The organism is Flavobacterium cryophilum, from assembly GCF_048286555.1.
Taxonomy (GTDB): Bacteria; Bacteroidota; Bacteroidia; order Flavobacteriales; family Flavobacteriaceae; genus Flavobacterium.
The window spans coordinates 113,259-129,762 of record NZ_JBLVPZ010000008.1 but is presented as its reverse complement, the minus strand read 5'-3'; the positions used below and the strand labels follow the sequence as shown (position 1 = coordinate 129,762).

Annotated in this window: 11 protein-coding genes; 1 reads left to right on the top strand and 10 read right to left on the bottom strand. The window is 34.7% G+C overall.

Annotation, left to right across the window (positions count from 1 at the left end):
- Positions 1-19: 19 nt before the first annotated feature.
- Positions 20-1,297, bottom strand: coding sequence for a replication-associated recombination protein A (locus ACNQGJ_RS12490; protein WP_417973212.1), 1,278 nt, complete (start codon positions 1,295-1,297; stop codon positions 20-22).
- Between the two features lie 259 nt (positions 1,298-1,556).
- Between ACNQGJ_RS12490 and ACNQGJ_RS12485 the strand changes: the two genes are divergently transcribed.
- Complete coding sequence (locus ACNQGJ_RS12485; RefSeq protein ID WP_417973210.1) at positions 1,557-2,345, top strand: rhomboid family intramembrane serine protease; 789 nt, start codon at positions 1,557-1,559, stop codon at positions 2,343-2,345.
- Positions 2,346-2,388: 43 nt separating this feature from the next.
- Here ACNQGJ_RS12485 and rlmB read toward each other — a convergent pair whose 3' ends face one another.
- From rlmB to ACNQGJ_RS12440, 9 genes are all read right to left on the bottom strand, one after another.
- Positions 2,389-3,123, bottom strand: a complete 735-nt coding sequence (gene rlmB, locus ACNQGJ_RS12480; RefSeq protein WP_417973208.1) for a 23S rRNA (guanosine(2251)-2'-O)-methyltransferase RlmB — start codon at positions 3,121-3,123, stop codon at positions 2,389-2,391.
- Between the two features lie 66 nt (positions 3,124-3,189).
- Positions 3,190-4,638: a SusD/RagB family nutrient-binding outer membrane lipoprotein gene (locus ACNQGJ_RS12475; RefSeq protein ID WP_417973206.1), complete on the bottom strand. Its 1,449-nt coding sequence runs from the start codon at positions 4,636-4,638 to the stop codon at positions 3,190-3,192.
- Between the two features lie 5 nt (positions 4,639-4,643).
- The gene (locus ACNQGJ_RS12470; RefSeq protein WP_417973204.1) at positions 4,644-7,859 is read right to left on the bottom strand and encodes a SusC/RagA family TonB-linked outer membrane protein; all 3,216 of its coding nucleotides are present in this window, start codon (positions 7,857-7,859) and stop codon (positions 4,644-4,646) included.
- A gap of 735 nt (positions 7,860-8,594) precedes the next feature.
- Positions 8,595-8,981: an integrase core domain-containing protein gene (locus ACNQGJ_RS12465; protein ID WP_417973202.1), complete on the bottom strand. Its 387-nt coding sequence runs from the start codon at positions 8,979-8,981 to the stop codon at positions 8,595-8,597.
- A 120-nt stretch (positions 8,982-9,101) separates the two neighbouring features.
- Positions 9,102-9,461, bottom strand: coding sequence for a hypothetical protein (locus tag ACNQGJ_RS12460; protein WP_417973200.1), 360 nt, complete (start codon positions 9,459-9,461; stop codon positions 9,102-9,104).
- Positions 9,462-9,483: 22 nt separating this feature from the next.
- Positions 9,484-9,831 (bottom strand): hypothetical protein, encoded by a 348-nt coding sequence (locus ACNQGJ_RS12455; RefSeq protein ID WP_417973198.1) that lies wholly within the window; start codon positions 9,829-9,831, stop codon positions 9,484-9,486.
- Between the two features lie 124 nt (positions 9,832-9,955).
- Positions 9,956-11,206, bottom strand: a complete 1,251-nt coding sequence (locus ACNQGJ_RS12450) for a hypothetical protein (RefSeq protein ID WP_417973196.1) — start codon at positions 11,204-11,206, stop codon at positions 9,956-9,958.
- A gap of 17 nt (positions 11,207-11,223) precedes the next feature.
- Positions 11,224-12,675 (bottom strand): SusD/RagB family nutrient-binding outer membrane lipoprotein, encoded by a 1,452-nt coding sequence (locus ACNQGJ_RS12445; protein WP_417973194.1) that lies wholly within the window; start codon positions 12,673-12,675, stop codon positions 11,224-11,226.
- A 3-nt stretch (positions 12,676-12,678) separates the two neighbouring features.
- Entirely contained in the window at positions 12,679-15,933 is a 3,255-nt protein-coding gene (locus ACNQGJ_RS12440; RefSeq protein WP_417973192.1) for a SusC/RagA family TonB-linked outer membrane protein, read from the bottom strand.
- Between the last annotated feature and the right edge of the window lie 571 nt (positions 15,934-16,504).

The window sequence follows — 16,504 nt, the reverse complement described above, 5'->3', positions numbered from 1 at the left end:
AAGGCCTTTTTTATAAAATCTAATATCCATATTTATTTTTCCAACGGTTTTTAAGAAATTCTCGAATGCTGTTTTCTCTGGAATTGTTTCCAGGAACATAAAGTGGTGTTTTGCTTACTGCTTCAGGTAAAAATTCTTGTTCAGCAAAATTATTGTCATAATCGTGTGAATATTTATAGTCTTCTCCATAACCCAATTCTTTCATTAATTTTGTTGGAGCGTTGCGCAAATGAATAGGAACCGGTAAATCTCCCGTTTGTTTTACAAGTTGTTGCGCCATTCCTATCGCTAAATATGAAGCATTACTTTTAGGGGAAGTCGCCAGATAAACAGCGCACTGGCTCAAAATAATTCTACTCTCAGGATAGCCGATTGTAGCCACAGCCTGAAAAGTATTATTTGCCATTATAAAAGCCGTTGGGTTGGCATTTCCTATATCTTCACTACTTAGAATAAGCATTCTTCGAGCGATAAATTTCACATCTTCACCACCTTCAATCATTCGGGCAAGCCAATATACAGCTCCGTTAGGATCACTGCCTCGAATTGATTTTATAAAAGCAGAAACTATGTCATAATGTTGTTCGCCGGTTTTGTCATACAAAACGGTGTTTTGTTGCACCAATGCAAAAACTCGATCATTAGTGATTGTAATTTCGTCGTCATTAGACGCATTTACGACGAGTTCAAAAATATTTAATAGTTTGCGTCCGTCTCCACCGGAAAGCCTCAGCAGCGCCTCTGTTTCACTTAATGTAATTTTTTTAGTAGATAAAAAAGTGTCTGTTTTCATGGCGCGTTGTAGAAGAGACTCTAAATCTTTTTTTGTAAAAGCATTCAAAATATAAACCTGACATCGGGATAGTAATGCAGGAATAACTTCAAAACTCGGATTTTCTGTTGTCGCGCCAATAAGCGTAATCCAGCCTTTTTCTACTGCTGCCAGCAAAGAATCTTGTTGTGATTTGCTAAAACGGTGAATTTCGTCAATAAATAAAATAGGGTTTTTAGTCGTGAATAAACCGCCACTTTGTTTCGCTTTTTCAATTACCTCACGAATATCTTTTACGCCTGAATTGATGGCGCTCAAAATGTAAAATGGACGCTTCGACTCTTGCGCAATAATTTGTGCCAAGGTAGTTTTTCCGGTTCCGGGTGGTCCCCAAAAAATTAATGAAGGAATAATCCCTTTTGCAATTTGTTGCGTCAATGAACCATTTGGTCCTACAAGGTGGGATTGACTGATGTAGTCTTCTAATTTTTGAGGTCGTATGCGTTCTGCAAGTGGTGCTTCCATGACGTAAAATTACTGTTTTTTTTTTAATGTGAACTTGTCTAAGATTGTCAAAATTTGTTTTGACAGCAGCTATTTTCGGCGGTATACTTCATCTTTTACTTATCTTTATACAAACAAGATTTAACATGATACAGTTTTCATGTTGACTTGGCAATCGTATTATATAACACATTTTCAGTTTAAACATGACAAAATAGCATTAAATTGTTTTTGGAGAAGTTTTTGAATTTAAAGTAGAACATACAACTTTACGGCATCAATGGACAAGCATTTTAAATTTACCAATTCAGTTATCGGACTGCCTCTTTTTTTTGTGGTGTTCCTGTGGTTTGTATTTTGGCTCGAAATCCGATTTGATTTTGACTTTGCTCACAATGGTATTTATCCTAGGACTTTTTCAGGTTTGCAGGGTATTTTGTTTAGTCCATTTATTCATGGTGATATTGAACATCTTTATAATAATTCAATTCCTTTATTGATTTTATTGGCAACTTTGCGTTTTTTTTATGCGGATCAATCAGTAAAAGTTATTGGATATGGGATTTTAGTTTCAGGGTGTATCACTTGGGTTATTGGCAGAGATAATTACCATATAGGAGCAAGCGCATTAATTTATGTTCTCTTTAGTTTTATTTTTTTTAAAGGCTTGCAAAGTAAATATAATCGATTGGTAGCGTTGTCCCTTACGGTGATTGTAGTGTATGGTGGTTTAGTTTGGTATGTTTTTCCAAGTCCTGAACTTACGGGAAATAAATCGATTTCTTGGGAAGGTCATTTGGGAGGATTACTTACGGGATTTTTTCTTTCGTTACTTTATAAAACGCCGGAATATAAAAAGATGATTAAATATGATTGGGAGCACCCCGATTTTAATGCTTCAGAAGATAAATTTATGCAGCGTTTTGATGCCGACGGGAATTTTGTAAATCTCCCAGAAGTTGAAGAAAATTTGGAGGAACAGGAATTAGCAGCGTATTATGCTTCCCGTTTTCCGGAAGATTGTGTAACTGTCACAAATGAAAAAAATGAATCAGAACCTAATTCTTAATTCATTTTAATCAAAAGTTTATCGTGTATAATTATCTAAAAACCTAAGCTCGTTGTCTTACCGCTTCGTATAAAAAAGCACCACAAGCCACCGATACATTTAAGGAGCCAATAGTTCCAAACATAGGAAGTTTTGCCTTTTCATCAACAATTTTAAGAACAGAAGGGTTTACACCTCGATCTTCAGATCCCATAATGATCGCTACAGGTTCATTTAATGAAATGTCATAGATATTTTGATCTGTTTTCTCCGTTGCAGCAACAGTTTTTATACCACTAGCTTGCAAAAGAAAAATAGCATCTTTAATGTGTTCTACTTTACAAATTGGAATGTTGAAAACTGCTCCGGCAGATGTTTTTACAGTATCTCCGTTTACTGGGGCTGAACCTGCTTTTTGAACTATTATACCGTTGACCCCTGTACATTCTGCGGTTCTGATGATAGCACCAAAATTACGAGCATCAGATATCTGATCCAAAATTAAAAATAATGGTTTTTTTCCATTTTCAATTACAGATTCTATTAGCGATTCCAGATCAAAAAAGGAGATAGGGGATATGGTAGCGACAGCACCTTGATGGTTATTAGGTGTCAGTCGATTTAGTTTTTCAACTGGTACATAGGAAAAATTTATGTTTCCACGTTTCATCACTTTCATTAAGTCTTTCATTAATTCGCTGCTCGCTTCTTTTTGAATATAAACTTTGTCTACTGTTGCGCCCGCTTGTATGGCTTCAATTATCGCTCTAATCCCAAATATTTGATGTTCTTTTTCCATGGTGCAAATATATAAAAAAAAACCACCCCAAAAAGCGGGATGGTTCTTAATAATAGAATTTTGAAATTAATTATGTACGGGTGTTTTTGTGATAATTGAAGGTAAAGGTTTCGGAGTATTTGGATTCGCATTGACCTCTACTTGAGGGTATAAGAAACGCTCGGGTGTTCCTGTATTGCCAGTTTTTAATTGAATTTGGGCCAAATTATTTGATCTTCCAAAATCATTATAACTTTCATAGTTGGCCATAAAATAGATATATCTTTCTTGAAATATTTCTCTTAATAAGGCATTTTGAGCAGTAAGAGTTCCTGATGTATTCTCTATTCCTGTAGGTGCAAAATCAAGGGCTGTGTATGGTGCATAGCGAAATCCTTCTCCATCATAACCATCATTATCGATACCAATCGAATATCCAGTGTTTAATAAAGCTCTGTAATTATTATAGGAAACTAATCCAGTTGTAAAGGAAGTTCTTGCATCCACTTCAGCAATAATCAATTGCATTTCTCCATAGGTAACCATAGGTAAAGGAGAGTCACTTCCAAATTTCCCGTTTGTTCCTCCATAGTCTGAACCATAGATATTAAGACCATAAGGATCAAAGTATTCTTGATTATAAGTAAAGGCATACCTTGCTGATTCATCAGTTTTTGCATTACCTCTATATAAAGACGATGACGGATCTAATATTCTTGCAGCGTAACTGTCCCCAGACATGTAATCATCTCTGTCGTAAACAAGGAATGAATAGAAAGGGTTAAAATTTTGCGCATAAGAATTTCCAAATATTGCTTTGAAATCATCATCAGCATTGTTAATTCCCAAAAGAGCATTTGTTTTAGCTTTTGCATAGTCTTTTACATGAATGTAGTACCTAGCCTTGAGAGAATAAGCTAGTCGTAGCCATTTTGAAGCATTTCCACCGTAATAAATATCTTTTGAAGATGGAATTCCCTTACCTTTATTTGAACTTAAATTAGTTATGGCATTATCTAACAAAGTTTGTATATTAGTATAAATAGCGGCTTGCGCATCATATTTTGGTGTTAAATTATTTCCTGTAATATCTAGTTCAGAATACGGGACATCGCCCCATAAAGCAGTAACTGTTCCTATACAATGTGCCTCTATCACCTGAGCTGCCCCTTTTAGCTTTGGATTCAGTTCAATATCTGCTTTCGCTACAGTTATCTTTGCTTGTGTAATGCAATTTACATATGCATTATTCCAAGTGTCATCAAATGCTGATGCTGTAGTGTTGTTCCAATTATTGAGAGCAATATATTGTCTGTTTTCTCCTTTGGCTTGGTTTAACCAAATCATTACTTCTCTGGTACTTGAACTTGTTTGAAAAAACTGATTAGCTAAAAGTACTCCCTGAAATAAGTTTGTAGCGTCACTGTCAGACAAGTTATCTGGGTCTACATTAATATTGTCTACATAATCAGTACAACTAAATATTGTTGTAATTAGTAAGCATATACTTGCTGTTTTTAAAAATATATTTTTCATTTTTTTTAGAATTTTAAGTTTACGCTAAATAACAATGACTTAGAGTTAGGACTATTGAAATATTGTAATCCTCTTCCATTGGAACCTCCTGTAAGATTAGTTTCTGGATCTTGGCCTAGGTCTTTTGCCTCTGTCCATAACCATAAATTCCTTCCTGTTCCAGAAAAAGTAATACTTTCGACTCCTATTTTGGTGTCTTTAAATTTCAATAAATAAGATAACGTTAATTCTCTCCATTTTACCCATGAAGCCGATTTAATAAATTGTTCAGAAACGGGTCCAAAACCCCCGCCTACACTCTGATACCAGGTTTGATCAAGGAAAACTGGTCCTGCTCCAAAATCACGGATGTTCCCCCTTACCGTTCCTGCGGGGATTGTTACACCATTATAATTGACTAATGGAGTTGTTAAAGTAGACTCGTTTGCTGTTTCCCACGTTCTACCAAAGTTGTTTAAAGCGCCATTAGTACCATCCCATAATTCACCTCCAATTGAAGCATCGAATAAAGTGCTCAATTTAAAGTTTTTGTACGATACTGAAGTTCCAATTGCTCCTCTCCAATTTGGATTAGGGTCTCCTATTACACCTTCAGATAACGCAACTGTTGGAAAACCATTAGCATCTAATATCATAGTTCCATTCGTGTCTCTGTCAAATTTTCCTCCCCAAAGTACGCCAAGTGGTTGCCCTAATACGGCACGAGAAGAGGATCCTGTAAAACCATTTAAAAATAATGATTCTGTACCTTCTAATTGTGTTACTTCATTTCTATTCATACTCCAGTTACCAAAGATATTCCATTTTACAGCTGAATTAGATGAGAGAATGCTAGCGTCAAAATCAATTTCAATTCCCTTATTTTGTATTGTAGCGAAATTACCATATAGTGAACTAAATGTAGAACTACCATTCAAAGGAACGTCTACAAGTAAATCTTTAGTTTCATTTGTATAGTAGGTAGCGTTCAATTTAATTCTATTAAAGAATTCCAAATCGGTACCAACTTCGAATTCAGTTTTTATTTCAGGTTTCAAGTTGGGGTTCCCACCTGTAGCAGATCTTTGAAACGAGCCGTTGTATACTCCTGAGTCATAAGCGGGTCCATAGCCTTCTGCTCCGGTTGCAGAGTTGAAATAAGTTATTCCAGCATATGGTCTTGGGATCGATGCTATCTGTCCAAATGTTAAACGTAGCTTTCCATCGGTAAGAATTTTATTTTCTATGTTTTTTGTGAATTTATATCCAAATTCTGCAGTTGGATAAAAATAAATTTTCAAATTTGGATCATAACTAGAAGCGGTTTCAAAACGTCCACCTAAAGTCAAGAATAGATAGTCTTTATAATCAAATGCTGCCGAAAAATACGCACCACTAAGTTTTGAATAAGTTCTGTCTAAAAATGTTGTTTTGTCATTAATCAGTGCGTTGTCATATGAAAAGGTATTGGTGTCAATTAAAAAGTTTTTGTAAGTTCCACCTCTTTGATCATATTTTGTTTCTGCAAAATTAATTCCAGCTAAGTAATTAAGTCCTAAATTGTCGTTTATTTTTAAATCTCCTAATGCCATGAAGTCAACATTGTATTGCTGAAAATCAGTGACACTTTCGCTCGCACTACCATTTCCTGCGTTTTCTGAGGAGTTCATTGGGAACATTGTTATTCTTTTGTCACTATAGCCATCTAGACCAACCCTCGCTAATAAAGACAGCCAATCTCTTACCTCATGTTTCAGTTCGAATCCTGCAATATATCGATCGACAGTATTTGGATTTTTTTGTATATCCGTTGTCCAAAGTGGATTGTTATAACTAGGATTTAAGTCAGTGTCAAAAGTCCCTGTGTCTTGTCTGTAAGCTCTTTGGCTATTAAATGAAGGAACTCCTGTAGCGCTAAAATTAGTTCCAATAAAATCTCTATTGTCAAAATCCGCAGGTGTTCTGTATAACCCTAAATAAAGCCCACTTAAATTGGAACCAGTTTGTATTCTGTTCGAATTTGAAGACGAATATCCAAATTTACTTTTGAAAGTTGTTTTATCTCCTATTGTAGATTCACTTGTAAAGTCAATACTTGTTCTTTCGTAATCAGAATTTCTAACAATTCCATTTTGTTTTGTACTTCCTACTCCAAGGTAAAAATTAGTATTTTCACCACCTCCACTGATTCCTACGTGATTATCTATTGAGAATCCATCGCCAATGACTGAATCCATATTGGAGTCATTAAAGTTTGCTGTACTTCTCTTACCACCTGAAGCTATAGGGTAAATTGTATTTCCGTTGCTGGAAAGGAAAGAACGTGCAGCAGTATTAAAAACATCAAGTCCGCCAGCTCTTGCAGAAATTTTATCACCAAAAGAGTTAGCATTGTTTCTAGTCCAAACACCTCTTGTTCCTTGCCCGAAACGATCTTGCAGACTCATTCGGATATTAACTTTATCAAAAGAAACGGTTGAATTTACATTTACTGATATTTTTCCCTTTTTTCCTTTTTTTGTTTTAATAAGAACTACACCATTGGCTGCGCGGTAGCCCCAAAGTGCTGCGGCCGATGCACCTTTTAAAACTTCAACCGATTCTACATCATTTGGGTTGATATCATTCATTCTACTTTGTTGTCCGACACCGTCTACTGTACTTCCTATTTCATCACTTGAAATCGGAATACCGTCGATTACGAATAACGGTTGAGTGGATCCTGTTATGGAATTTTGTCCTCTGATTTGAATATATGCCCCAGATCCAGGATCACCAGAATTAGAAACAATACTCACACTTGAAGCTTTAGCTGACAATCCTTTCAAGAGAGATGTTTCTCCGGAATTAGTTAATGCAGTACCTTTTACCTTTGAATAGGCTGATGCAGATTGGTTTTTCTTTACTTCAACTCCTAAGGCATTAACAACAACTCCTTCTAATTCAACTGAATCATCGGACATCTTTACATTCACGGTAGATGAATTTGTTGATATTTCTTGAGTTTTCATCCCAATGTAGCTGAAGATTAGAACTTGGGAAGATGTTGCTCTGATGGAATATTTTCCGTCAAAATCAGTTTGTGTCCCAGATTTGGTTCCTTTTATTAATACAGTTACCCCTGGTAGAGGCATACCTGTATTATCAGAAACAACACCTGAGACAGCTCTTTCTTGCGCAAAAGTGAATTGCGCAATCAGTACTAGAAGTAGTACTAGGAATCCAGTGAACTTTAGTTTCATTTTGAATATTTTTTGATTAGTTAGATCAAAAATCTTAATTAATTGTTAATATTCCTAATCTTTTATTAAAAATTTTGAATTTATATGATGTTTATGAATCTCTTTTTTGTTTCGTCATAATATAATGATGTAGGAATAGTAACAAATAAAAGAAACTTGGGGGTGAAATTATTAATAAGGTATTGGAGTTTTTTTGTTATTAAAGTCGAGCAACAAATGTATCGGCATCTTTTTTTGATGAAATGTCATTTATTCTTTAAAGGATATTGTATTGAAAATAGGGCGTACTGAAGCAAAATTATCATAAAACTAAATGAGAATTCAAATGTAAAAAGACGATTTTAATAGTAAAAAGCTAAAGTTTACTGCTATATTTTTATGTCATCTTAATTTTTAAAGATATATGTATTAGAATCAGTATAAAATTTGCATAGACCGGACCTAATTAATCAATTACAGATTCTATTAGCAATTCCGAATCAAAAAAGGAGATAGGGGATATGGTAGCCACGGCGTCTTGATAGTTATTAGGTGTCAGTCGATTTAATTTTTTAAGTGGACTTTCAAGTTCGCTGCTCGTTTCTTTTTAATTAATATAGACTTTGTCCATTGTTGCACCCACATGTATAGCTTCTACGATCGCCTTAATCCCAAATATTTGATTTTCTTTTTCCATGGTGCATGTCTAGTCCTGAAAAACCGATACAGGATTAATAAAAAATAAAAGTACAATTTTTAGACAGTAGTAAACACAAGTTTACTACTGTTTTTTGTTTTATAAGTTCTCATTTTAATTTTGTTTTGCAAATGCATTTGATCAGGAGTCGGCATATAATTTGAATAATGCGGACGCTTTTCATTGGATGTATTAATTGCTTCTTTGACAATACTTTTCATAATATCTAAATCTTGATTGTATTTATCAATCATAAATTCTTGTTTTAATATGACGTTTATCCTTTCAGCTACTGCATTCTCATATGGATCAGAGTTTTGTGTCATACTAGATAAAATTCCATTTTTATTTAAAACACTTTGGTAGTCGTTAGCGCAATATTGTAATCCTCTATCAAAATGATGAATTAAAGGCAACTCTTTATTTTTTCTTTGCTTGACTGCCATTTTTAGAGCCATTAAACTACTTTATGTGTTGAGATTATCGGCAACATAATACCCCATAATCTTCTTAGAATAAGCATCGGTAACGATACTTAAATAACAAGGGTTTTCTCTTTTTCCAATCTATGTTATATCCGAGACCCACACTTGTGCGGGTCTGTTTATTTCTAAATCAAGGATTTGATCTTGATGCTTTCTAAAGCGATGATGAGAATTAGTGGTTATGTGATAACTGCGTTTTGGTTGTATTAGTAAATGATTGGCTCCAAGGATATCAAAAAATTTATTTCTTCCAATGTTTATCAATTGGAGTTTATCCCATAAAAGATAGTATAGCTTCCTAGTTCCTAATCTAGGCATTGATTTTCTGATTTCAATTACCATAGAAACTACTTGTTCCGCTTTACTTTGTTTACTGATTTTTCTTCTAATTTTTCGATAATAAACCTGTCTGTCTATCCCAAACAAATAACAGGCGAACACTAGTGTTTGTTGCTCTTTTTGTTTAAAATAGTCGATTGTTCGGGTGGAGAGTTTTTTCGTATATCGATTTGATATTCTTTATCGGCAATATATCAATCATCATATCGAAAATAATTGCTTTCTTGTCCGCTACATAAGCTTGTTGTTCCAAGAAAGACTTCTGTTTCTCCAGTAGTTTTACTTTAGCTTCAAGCTCCATAATCTTTTGTTCGGGTGTCTTAGGGATATTTGAAGGAGTTTGGTTTTCCCAATCAAAGTTACCAAATTTTCTTAACCATTGAACTACTGTTGAACGAGCTTGAATACCGTATTGTTTTCTGGCCTGGGTAATGGTCAGGATACCTGTAATCTCGCTGACTACGCTTAACATAATTTGAATGCTCTTCCATAACGATCTTTTTTGTGTATCGCTACTTCAGGACTAGACAACAAATATATAAAAAAAAACCATCAACTTAGGCTGATGGTTTTTAAAAAGTTTAAAACCTACTTATTTACAAAAAGCTTCCTTCTTTATAAACTATTCCAAATGAATTGGTTGTAGTCCCGTTTAAAGTTGTTGTATTTGTATCTCCAACTGTAATCATTCCGTATGAAGTTATAGCAGTAGCGCCAATACCTCTAACTATTTTGTAAAGAACAATATCGTTCTTAACCAAACCAGTTAATGAAGTTACTTTTGTACCTGCATTATAATCTGCTTGAACTTTAAATAAGTCTGCAGTAGCATAAGGAGTAGTATTTGATTTCACAAAATCAATTAAAGTAGCCCCTTCTTTTGAAATGCCAAATGGTGTTTTGAAAACGATCTCGCCATCTATTATATTTGAATTAACATAATTCAATCCAGTTTTTAAACTAAATTTATTTTTTGTTAAATCATCAGAAAGAGTTGCTGCTTTTTCAGCATTCAAATTTTGAGTTACAATTGTAACTTTAGTACTAATGAAATCAGTTTGTGTACCAGCAGTAACAGTATAAGTATAAGTGATTACATCCCCTATTACTAAACCTCCATAAGTTGAATATGGTATTGCAGCAATATCAACAGATTTAGTTGAAGAATTTGGTGTAATTGCTCCAGGAAGATTTCCAGTAGTAATTGCTCCAGCAGTAGGGGTTTTTGTCCATTGTCCCAATATGCTAGTGAGGTTTGCAGGTGTTTTTGTAACTGGAGTAAATCTGATTATAACGGGTGTAGGATCGTTTAACTTGAAACTTGAAACACCACTTGTAGCATTCGTTACAACATTACCATTTGCATCAATAATTTTCCAAACAATTCCTTTTCCAACAGTTTGTACATAAGGTATAGTAGTAACTGTACCATCAGAAAAAGTAGAAACGATAGCTAATGGAAAAGTTCCAGTTTTTCCTGTATTTCCAAGACTAGCAGTTGGGAATGCATCAAAACTACCTAAGGTAGATGAGTTATATGTTGCTGTTTTACCATCTGCTGCTATTAATGCATCTGAAACTTTAGCTCCTAGTATTATCGGAGCACTTGCATCTGCAGCTGTATTTTTATAGATCTCAATTTTATTAGTGCTTACTCCTTCTTTGGTGTGTATGCCTAAAGGAATAAGGTAAGTTCTGTCTAGGCGACTTATACTGCCCGGAGTAGCTACTCCTTGTCCAGAGACACTTCCGCCAGCTGAAAGCATCTCTACTTTCTCATCTGGGGAACAAGATGCAAAAAACACGATTAATGCCAGTGCAACAATTTGTTTTAAATATTTTTTCATTTTTTTTATTTTAAATATTAGAATTTATCCCAGAATATTTTAGATGTTAATTTATCTCCACCTGTAATTTTTGCAGCAGCAGCAGCTACATTTGTAGCATTTACAGTTGCTTCACCAGCGGGATAAGTAAATCGTGTTGGAACAGTTTTTATATCGTTGAAAGTTGTAGCAGGAACTACTAATACAGGAAAATCTAATCTTCTCCATGAATTCCATGCTTCAAAACCTCTATTATATAAAGCAATCCATGCTTGTTCACCAATGCTTTTTTTCCAAGCTGCAGTTGAAGATCCGTCATAAGGATTAGTGGCTAAATAAGCTGTGGCTTCAGCTGTGGTTACACCCCAAATATTCATAGATGCGGTTACGGCATTATTGTAATGAGTGGCTGCCACACCAGCAGCAGTAATGCCTCTTGCAGCAGCTTCAGCTAACAAAAATTCTTGTTCGCTATACGCCATTATAGTCCCGGGGAAAGTTGGAGCTAAAAGTGTATTATTCACGGTAGAAAAATTAGTATAGCTATTAGATGCGCCATAAATACCGCCTTTATATACAGTGATGCCCGGAGCAAATGTGAAGTATTTAGCTCTTCTAGGGTCAGCTAATGCGTTTAATTTATTAACAAACGTATCGGCAATAACAAAATCTTTTCTACCACTTGCAACTAAATCTACATATAATGGGTTAGCATTTGGCTGTGCACCTAAATAATTCAAATTAGCGTCATCACTATTACTTGTCATAAGTCCTGCATTAATAGCAGCTGTAGCCTGAGCAGAAGCGTAAGCAGCATCTACGTCAGACATATTTACGGCAAGTCTTAATCTAAGAGTATTTGCAAATTTTTTCCATTTTGATGCATTACCTCCATATATAAGATCGGCAGAACCAAAACTAGCTTCTGAGGTGTTCAATGAAGCTTGAGCTGCAGCTAATCTGGCAATAAGGTCTTTGTATATGGTTTGTGCATCATCATACTTTGGTAATGGATGTCCTTCGATATCTAAAGCCTCAGAATAAGGTACATCTCCAAAAGTATCTACTAAAACACTAAACGTATAAGCATTCATAATTTCGATGATTGCTTTTTTATTAGACACAATTGCAGCTTCACTTGCGCCAGCCGAAACAACCTTATCAAGTAATACAGTAGACTCTTTAAAATCTCTAAGAACGTCTCTATATAGCACTGTAAAGTGAGTGTCAGGAATAGGTCTGGTTGTCAAATTATATTGACTTTCGTCTGGATAGGTAGTCTCTGTCCAGTGTTGAACTAACATTCTAAACACATTTCTGTTTACTGAAGAGTTTACCATTTGGTCTACTAAAGCCTTTTGAGCATTTGTAAATAAATACTCGGGTTTAGCAGTTGTTGGATTTTTAGTGTCTGTATTTAGGCTAGTTATATCATCGGTACATGATATGGTAAGGGCTAAAAACGTGATTAATAAAACTATTTTTTTCATAATTTAAAATTTAAATGTTACGTTAACACCAACGTTTCTTGTTGTTGGTAATGAACCCACTGAGTATCCAGAAGATGAAGCATTAGCACTTAATCCACTTTCTGGGTCTGCGTATGGAAGGTTTTTGTCTATGATCCATAAATTTGAACCTACTATGCTAAATTTCATTTCTTGAAGATTCATTCTTGAAACTAGTGTAGTTGGTAAAGAATAAGAAATATTAACCTCTCTTAACTTGATGAATGAAGCATCATAAACGAAAGCTTTATTTGGGGCTCTTCTATAACCCGATACGTTACCATATTGATCTGGAGCAGGGGTTCTTATTGTATTGGGCGAACCGTCAGCATTAACACCTGGTAAAATTATACCACCACCATTAGCGATAGTATTTCGTATTGGATTACCCAAGTCATTAGTACCTGCAGTAATATCGTATAAACCTGTAGCTAAACCATATGATTGATCAAGAGAGAAAATATCTCCTCCTTTTTTCATATCAATTAAGAAACCGAAAGATAAGTTTTTGTAAGTGAATTTATTACGAATACCCCCTAACCAGTCAGGATTAACATCGCCAATTACATTATTTGCAGATGCATTTACAACGTATCTGCCATTTGAAACCACTTTTTGACCATCTAAATAAGTAAAGTCAGTTCCTTTAAGTACGCCATAAGGCTGTCCTATTGAAGCATTAAGAGTTACACCACCTTGAAATGAGTTCAATCTTAAGTTTTCAATTCCTTCAGCTAGCTTGGTAACTTCATTTTTATTTTTAGACCAGTTTATAAATATATCCCAAGCGAAATCTTTTGTCTTAAATGGGGTAGCATTAAACTGAACTTCTAAACCTTTGTTTTCTACAGTTGCCGCATTAATATATCTTGCACTATTACCTGTTGCAGTAGAAAAGGGAACTTGGAAAGCTTCTCCATTATTTACGTTTTTGTAAGCACTTACTTCAAATCCAACTCTTCTATTAAAAAACTGCATTTCCAACCCAATCTCTTGAGTGTTAGTTTTTACCGCCTCTAGATTTGGATTGTTTTTAGTGCCAGAAACAGAATACTGTTGATTAGAACCAAAAGGATCATTCTTAACATAGGTGTCCACTAAAGATAAATTTGGAGTACCTAATGGGCTTTCAGAATAACCAGCTCTAATTTTACCAAAACTTAACCATGGCTGGTTAATATGGTTGGTAAACACATAACTTCCAGAAGCAGAGTAACTCCAAATTGCATTCTTTTCAGCAGGTAAGCTAGAAAAAGCGTCTCTTCTTGCAGTTGCATCTACGAAAAAGTAGTCTTTAAATCCTAAAGACGCCGATCCGTAATAACTATTAATTCCTTGGTTAACTTCTGATTCCAAAGGGAAAGGGACAGTTTGAACGGAATTTGATAAGCTGAATAAGTCTGGTACAATCAGACCACCTTGAGTAGAGTTTAAAGTAGATATAACCCTAGTTCTAACTGCAGTACCTCCAGCAAGACCGCTAAAACTAATGCTTTCAGAAATATCTTTTTTGAATGTTAAGATAAAATCATAATTTTGTTCAGAAAATGATCTTTGATATTTTTGATATCCAGAATTTTCATCCAATCTGTTTATCCCAAAAAGACCAGCAATAGATCCAAATGCTTTTCTTTCTTCACGTAATTCGCTATAGGAGTCAGTAGATATTTTTGCTGTTGCAGTTAACCAGTCAGCAATTTTATAATCCAATTTCGAGTACCCGATAAAACGGTTCCGTTCGTCGGATTGAAAGTTTTTGTTTCTTATAAAATAAGGATTATCCCAATATATTTGGGTTAAGTCAGTTGGGTCAGTGTAGTTCCAGTTAATGTTTTGTCCGCCTGATCTTTCGTAGACTTGTTTTAATTCTTGAACGTCAACGTTAGTTTGCCACCACTGACGAAAATTTGACATAATATTTTCATTATAGCCCGTTGAGTTTCGACCTACTGTGTTTTGAGCATTGTAATTAGCAAAAACACTGGCTGATAATTTATCTGAAAATTGATGATTAATTTTAGCACTTACACTATTTTTTTTCATATCACTATTTGGAAGGATACCTGTTTGTTTAGAATTAGTGTAATTCAATACAAAATTTGTTGTATCATTTCCATCTTCTAGTGAAACGGAATTATTAAAAGAAGTACCTGTTTGGAAAAAGGTAGTTGGATCATTTTTAGCTGCTACCCATGGAGTAGCTTTGCCAAAGCTGTCTGACCAAGGTGTGAATGCATTCCAGTTGTAAACCATTAAATTTGGGTCAAACGCTGCACCATAAGATGCGTCTTCTGATGTCGGAACAACTAAATCTTCAATTCCATCTTCATCAATATCTCTGTATAAAAAATATCCAGAAGGATCTTCATAAAAGGGACCGTAACCTGCTCCGTATTTATCTTGATATTTAACAAAAGTTGATTTGTCGATAGTGCTTCCTACAAATTCAGAAGAAACTGTTACTCCTAAACCTTTTTTTGCTCTACCTCTTTTAGTTGTAATCATTACAACACCATTACCACCTAAGTAACCATATAAGGCAGATGCTGCTGCTCCTTTTAATATATTTACACTTTCGATGTCTTCAGGATTGATATCCATTGCAGCATTACCATAATCATATGTTCCACCTGCTCCACCTGCCTGATTCCCTGTACTGCCGGTTACTAATGAGTTGTTGATAGGCATTCCGTCAATAACAATAAGCATTTCATTGCTTCCAGTTAAACTTTTAACCCCTCTAGATACAATACTTGATGAACCACCAAAGTTGTTGTTTCTTTTAATGTTAACACCAGCTACTTTTCCAGAAAGTTCGTTAATAAAATTTCCACTTCCAGCTCCTGAGTTCAAGTCTTCCGCTTTTACTTCTTGTGTAGCATAACCAAGAGATTTTTTCTCTCTTTTAATACCTAAAGCGGTTACAACAACACCTTCAAGTTCCAACGCGTCACCTGCTAATTTAATATTTACAGTTGATGAACCAGCTGATATTTCTTGGGTTTTCATCCCAATGTAGCTAAAAACCAAGATTTGACTTGGAGTTGCTCTGATTGAATATTTTCCGTCAAAATCAGTTTGAGTTCCAGTTTGAGTTCCTTTTACTAACACACTCACACCTGGTAAAGGCAATCCTGCATTATCAGAAACAACTCCTGTAACAGCTCTTTCTTGCGCAAAAGTAATCTGCGCCACAAGTACTACTAATAGCACTAAGAATCCATTAAACTTTAGTTTCATTTTTTATTATTTTGAATTAGTCCAGCAAACGTCCTAATAATTTGTTAAGTTTCCTAATATTTAGTGTGATATTTATTTATTAGGTACAAAATTTATTCATAGTTAATATTTAGTATTAAAAAGAAATGGATTGAAATCGAATATTTTAACAATTCGGAATGGATGTCCTCTTTTAATGGTCATTTTTTTCAAAATCCTGCACTCGCTTTAGCCAATTTCGTCAGTCCGGTTTTAGTTTTAAATCCCGTTTTATGCGATGCCAAGAAAAGTGTCCTTTAGTTTTTCAATTTTGTTGTGGTCATTGACAGGATCGAAAAGTAGTGTAAATCAAGTGATTACTACCAGTGTCCTATAAGAAAAAAGGTGCGGGAATTGACTTGTAAACTATTTCCGGAAAGGCCGCTGATGGAATTAATCTCTCTAAATTGACTGAATTTATTTAATAGTAAAAATGACACTTTGCAGGTTATGTTTTTATCATAAGTGTCAGTGAATCAAAAACATTTATGGTATTGATCCCGGTGTTTGTTTTGTATAGTTGTTTCTAATGTTTCATTTTGTGATTCGATTT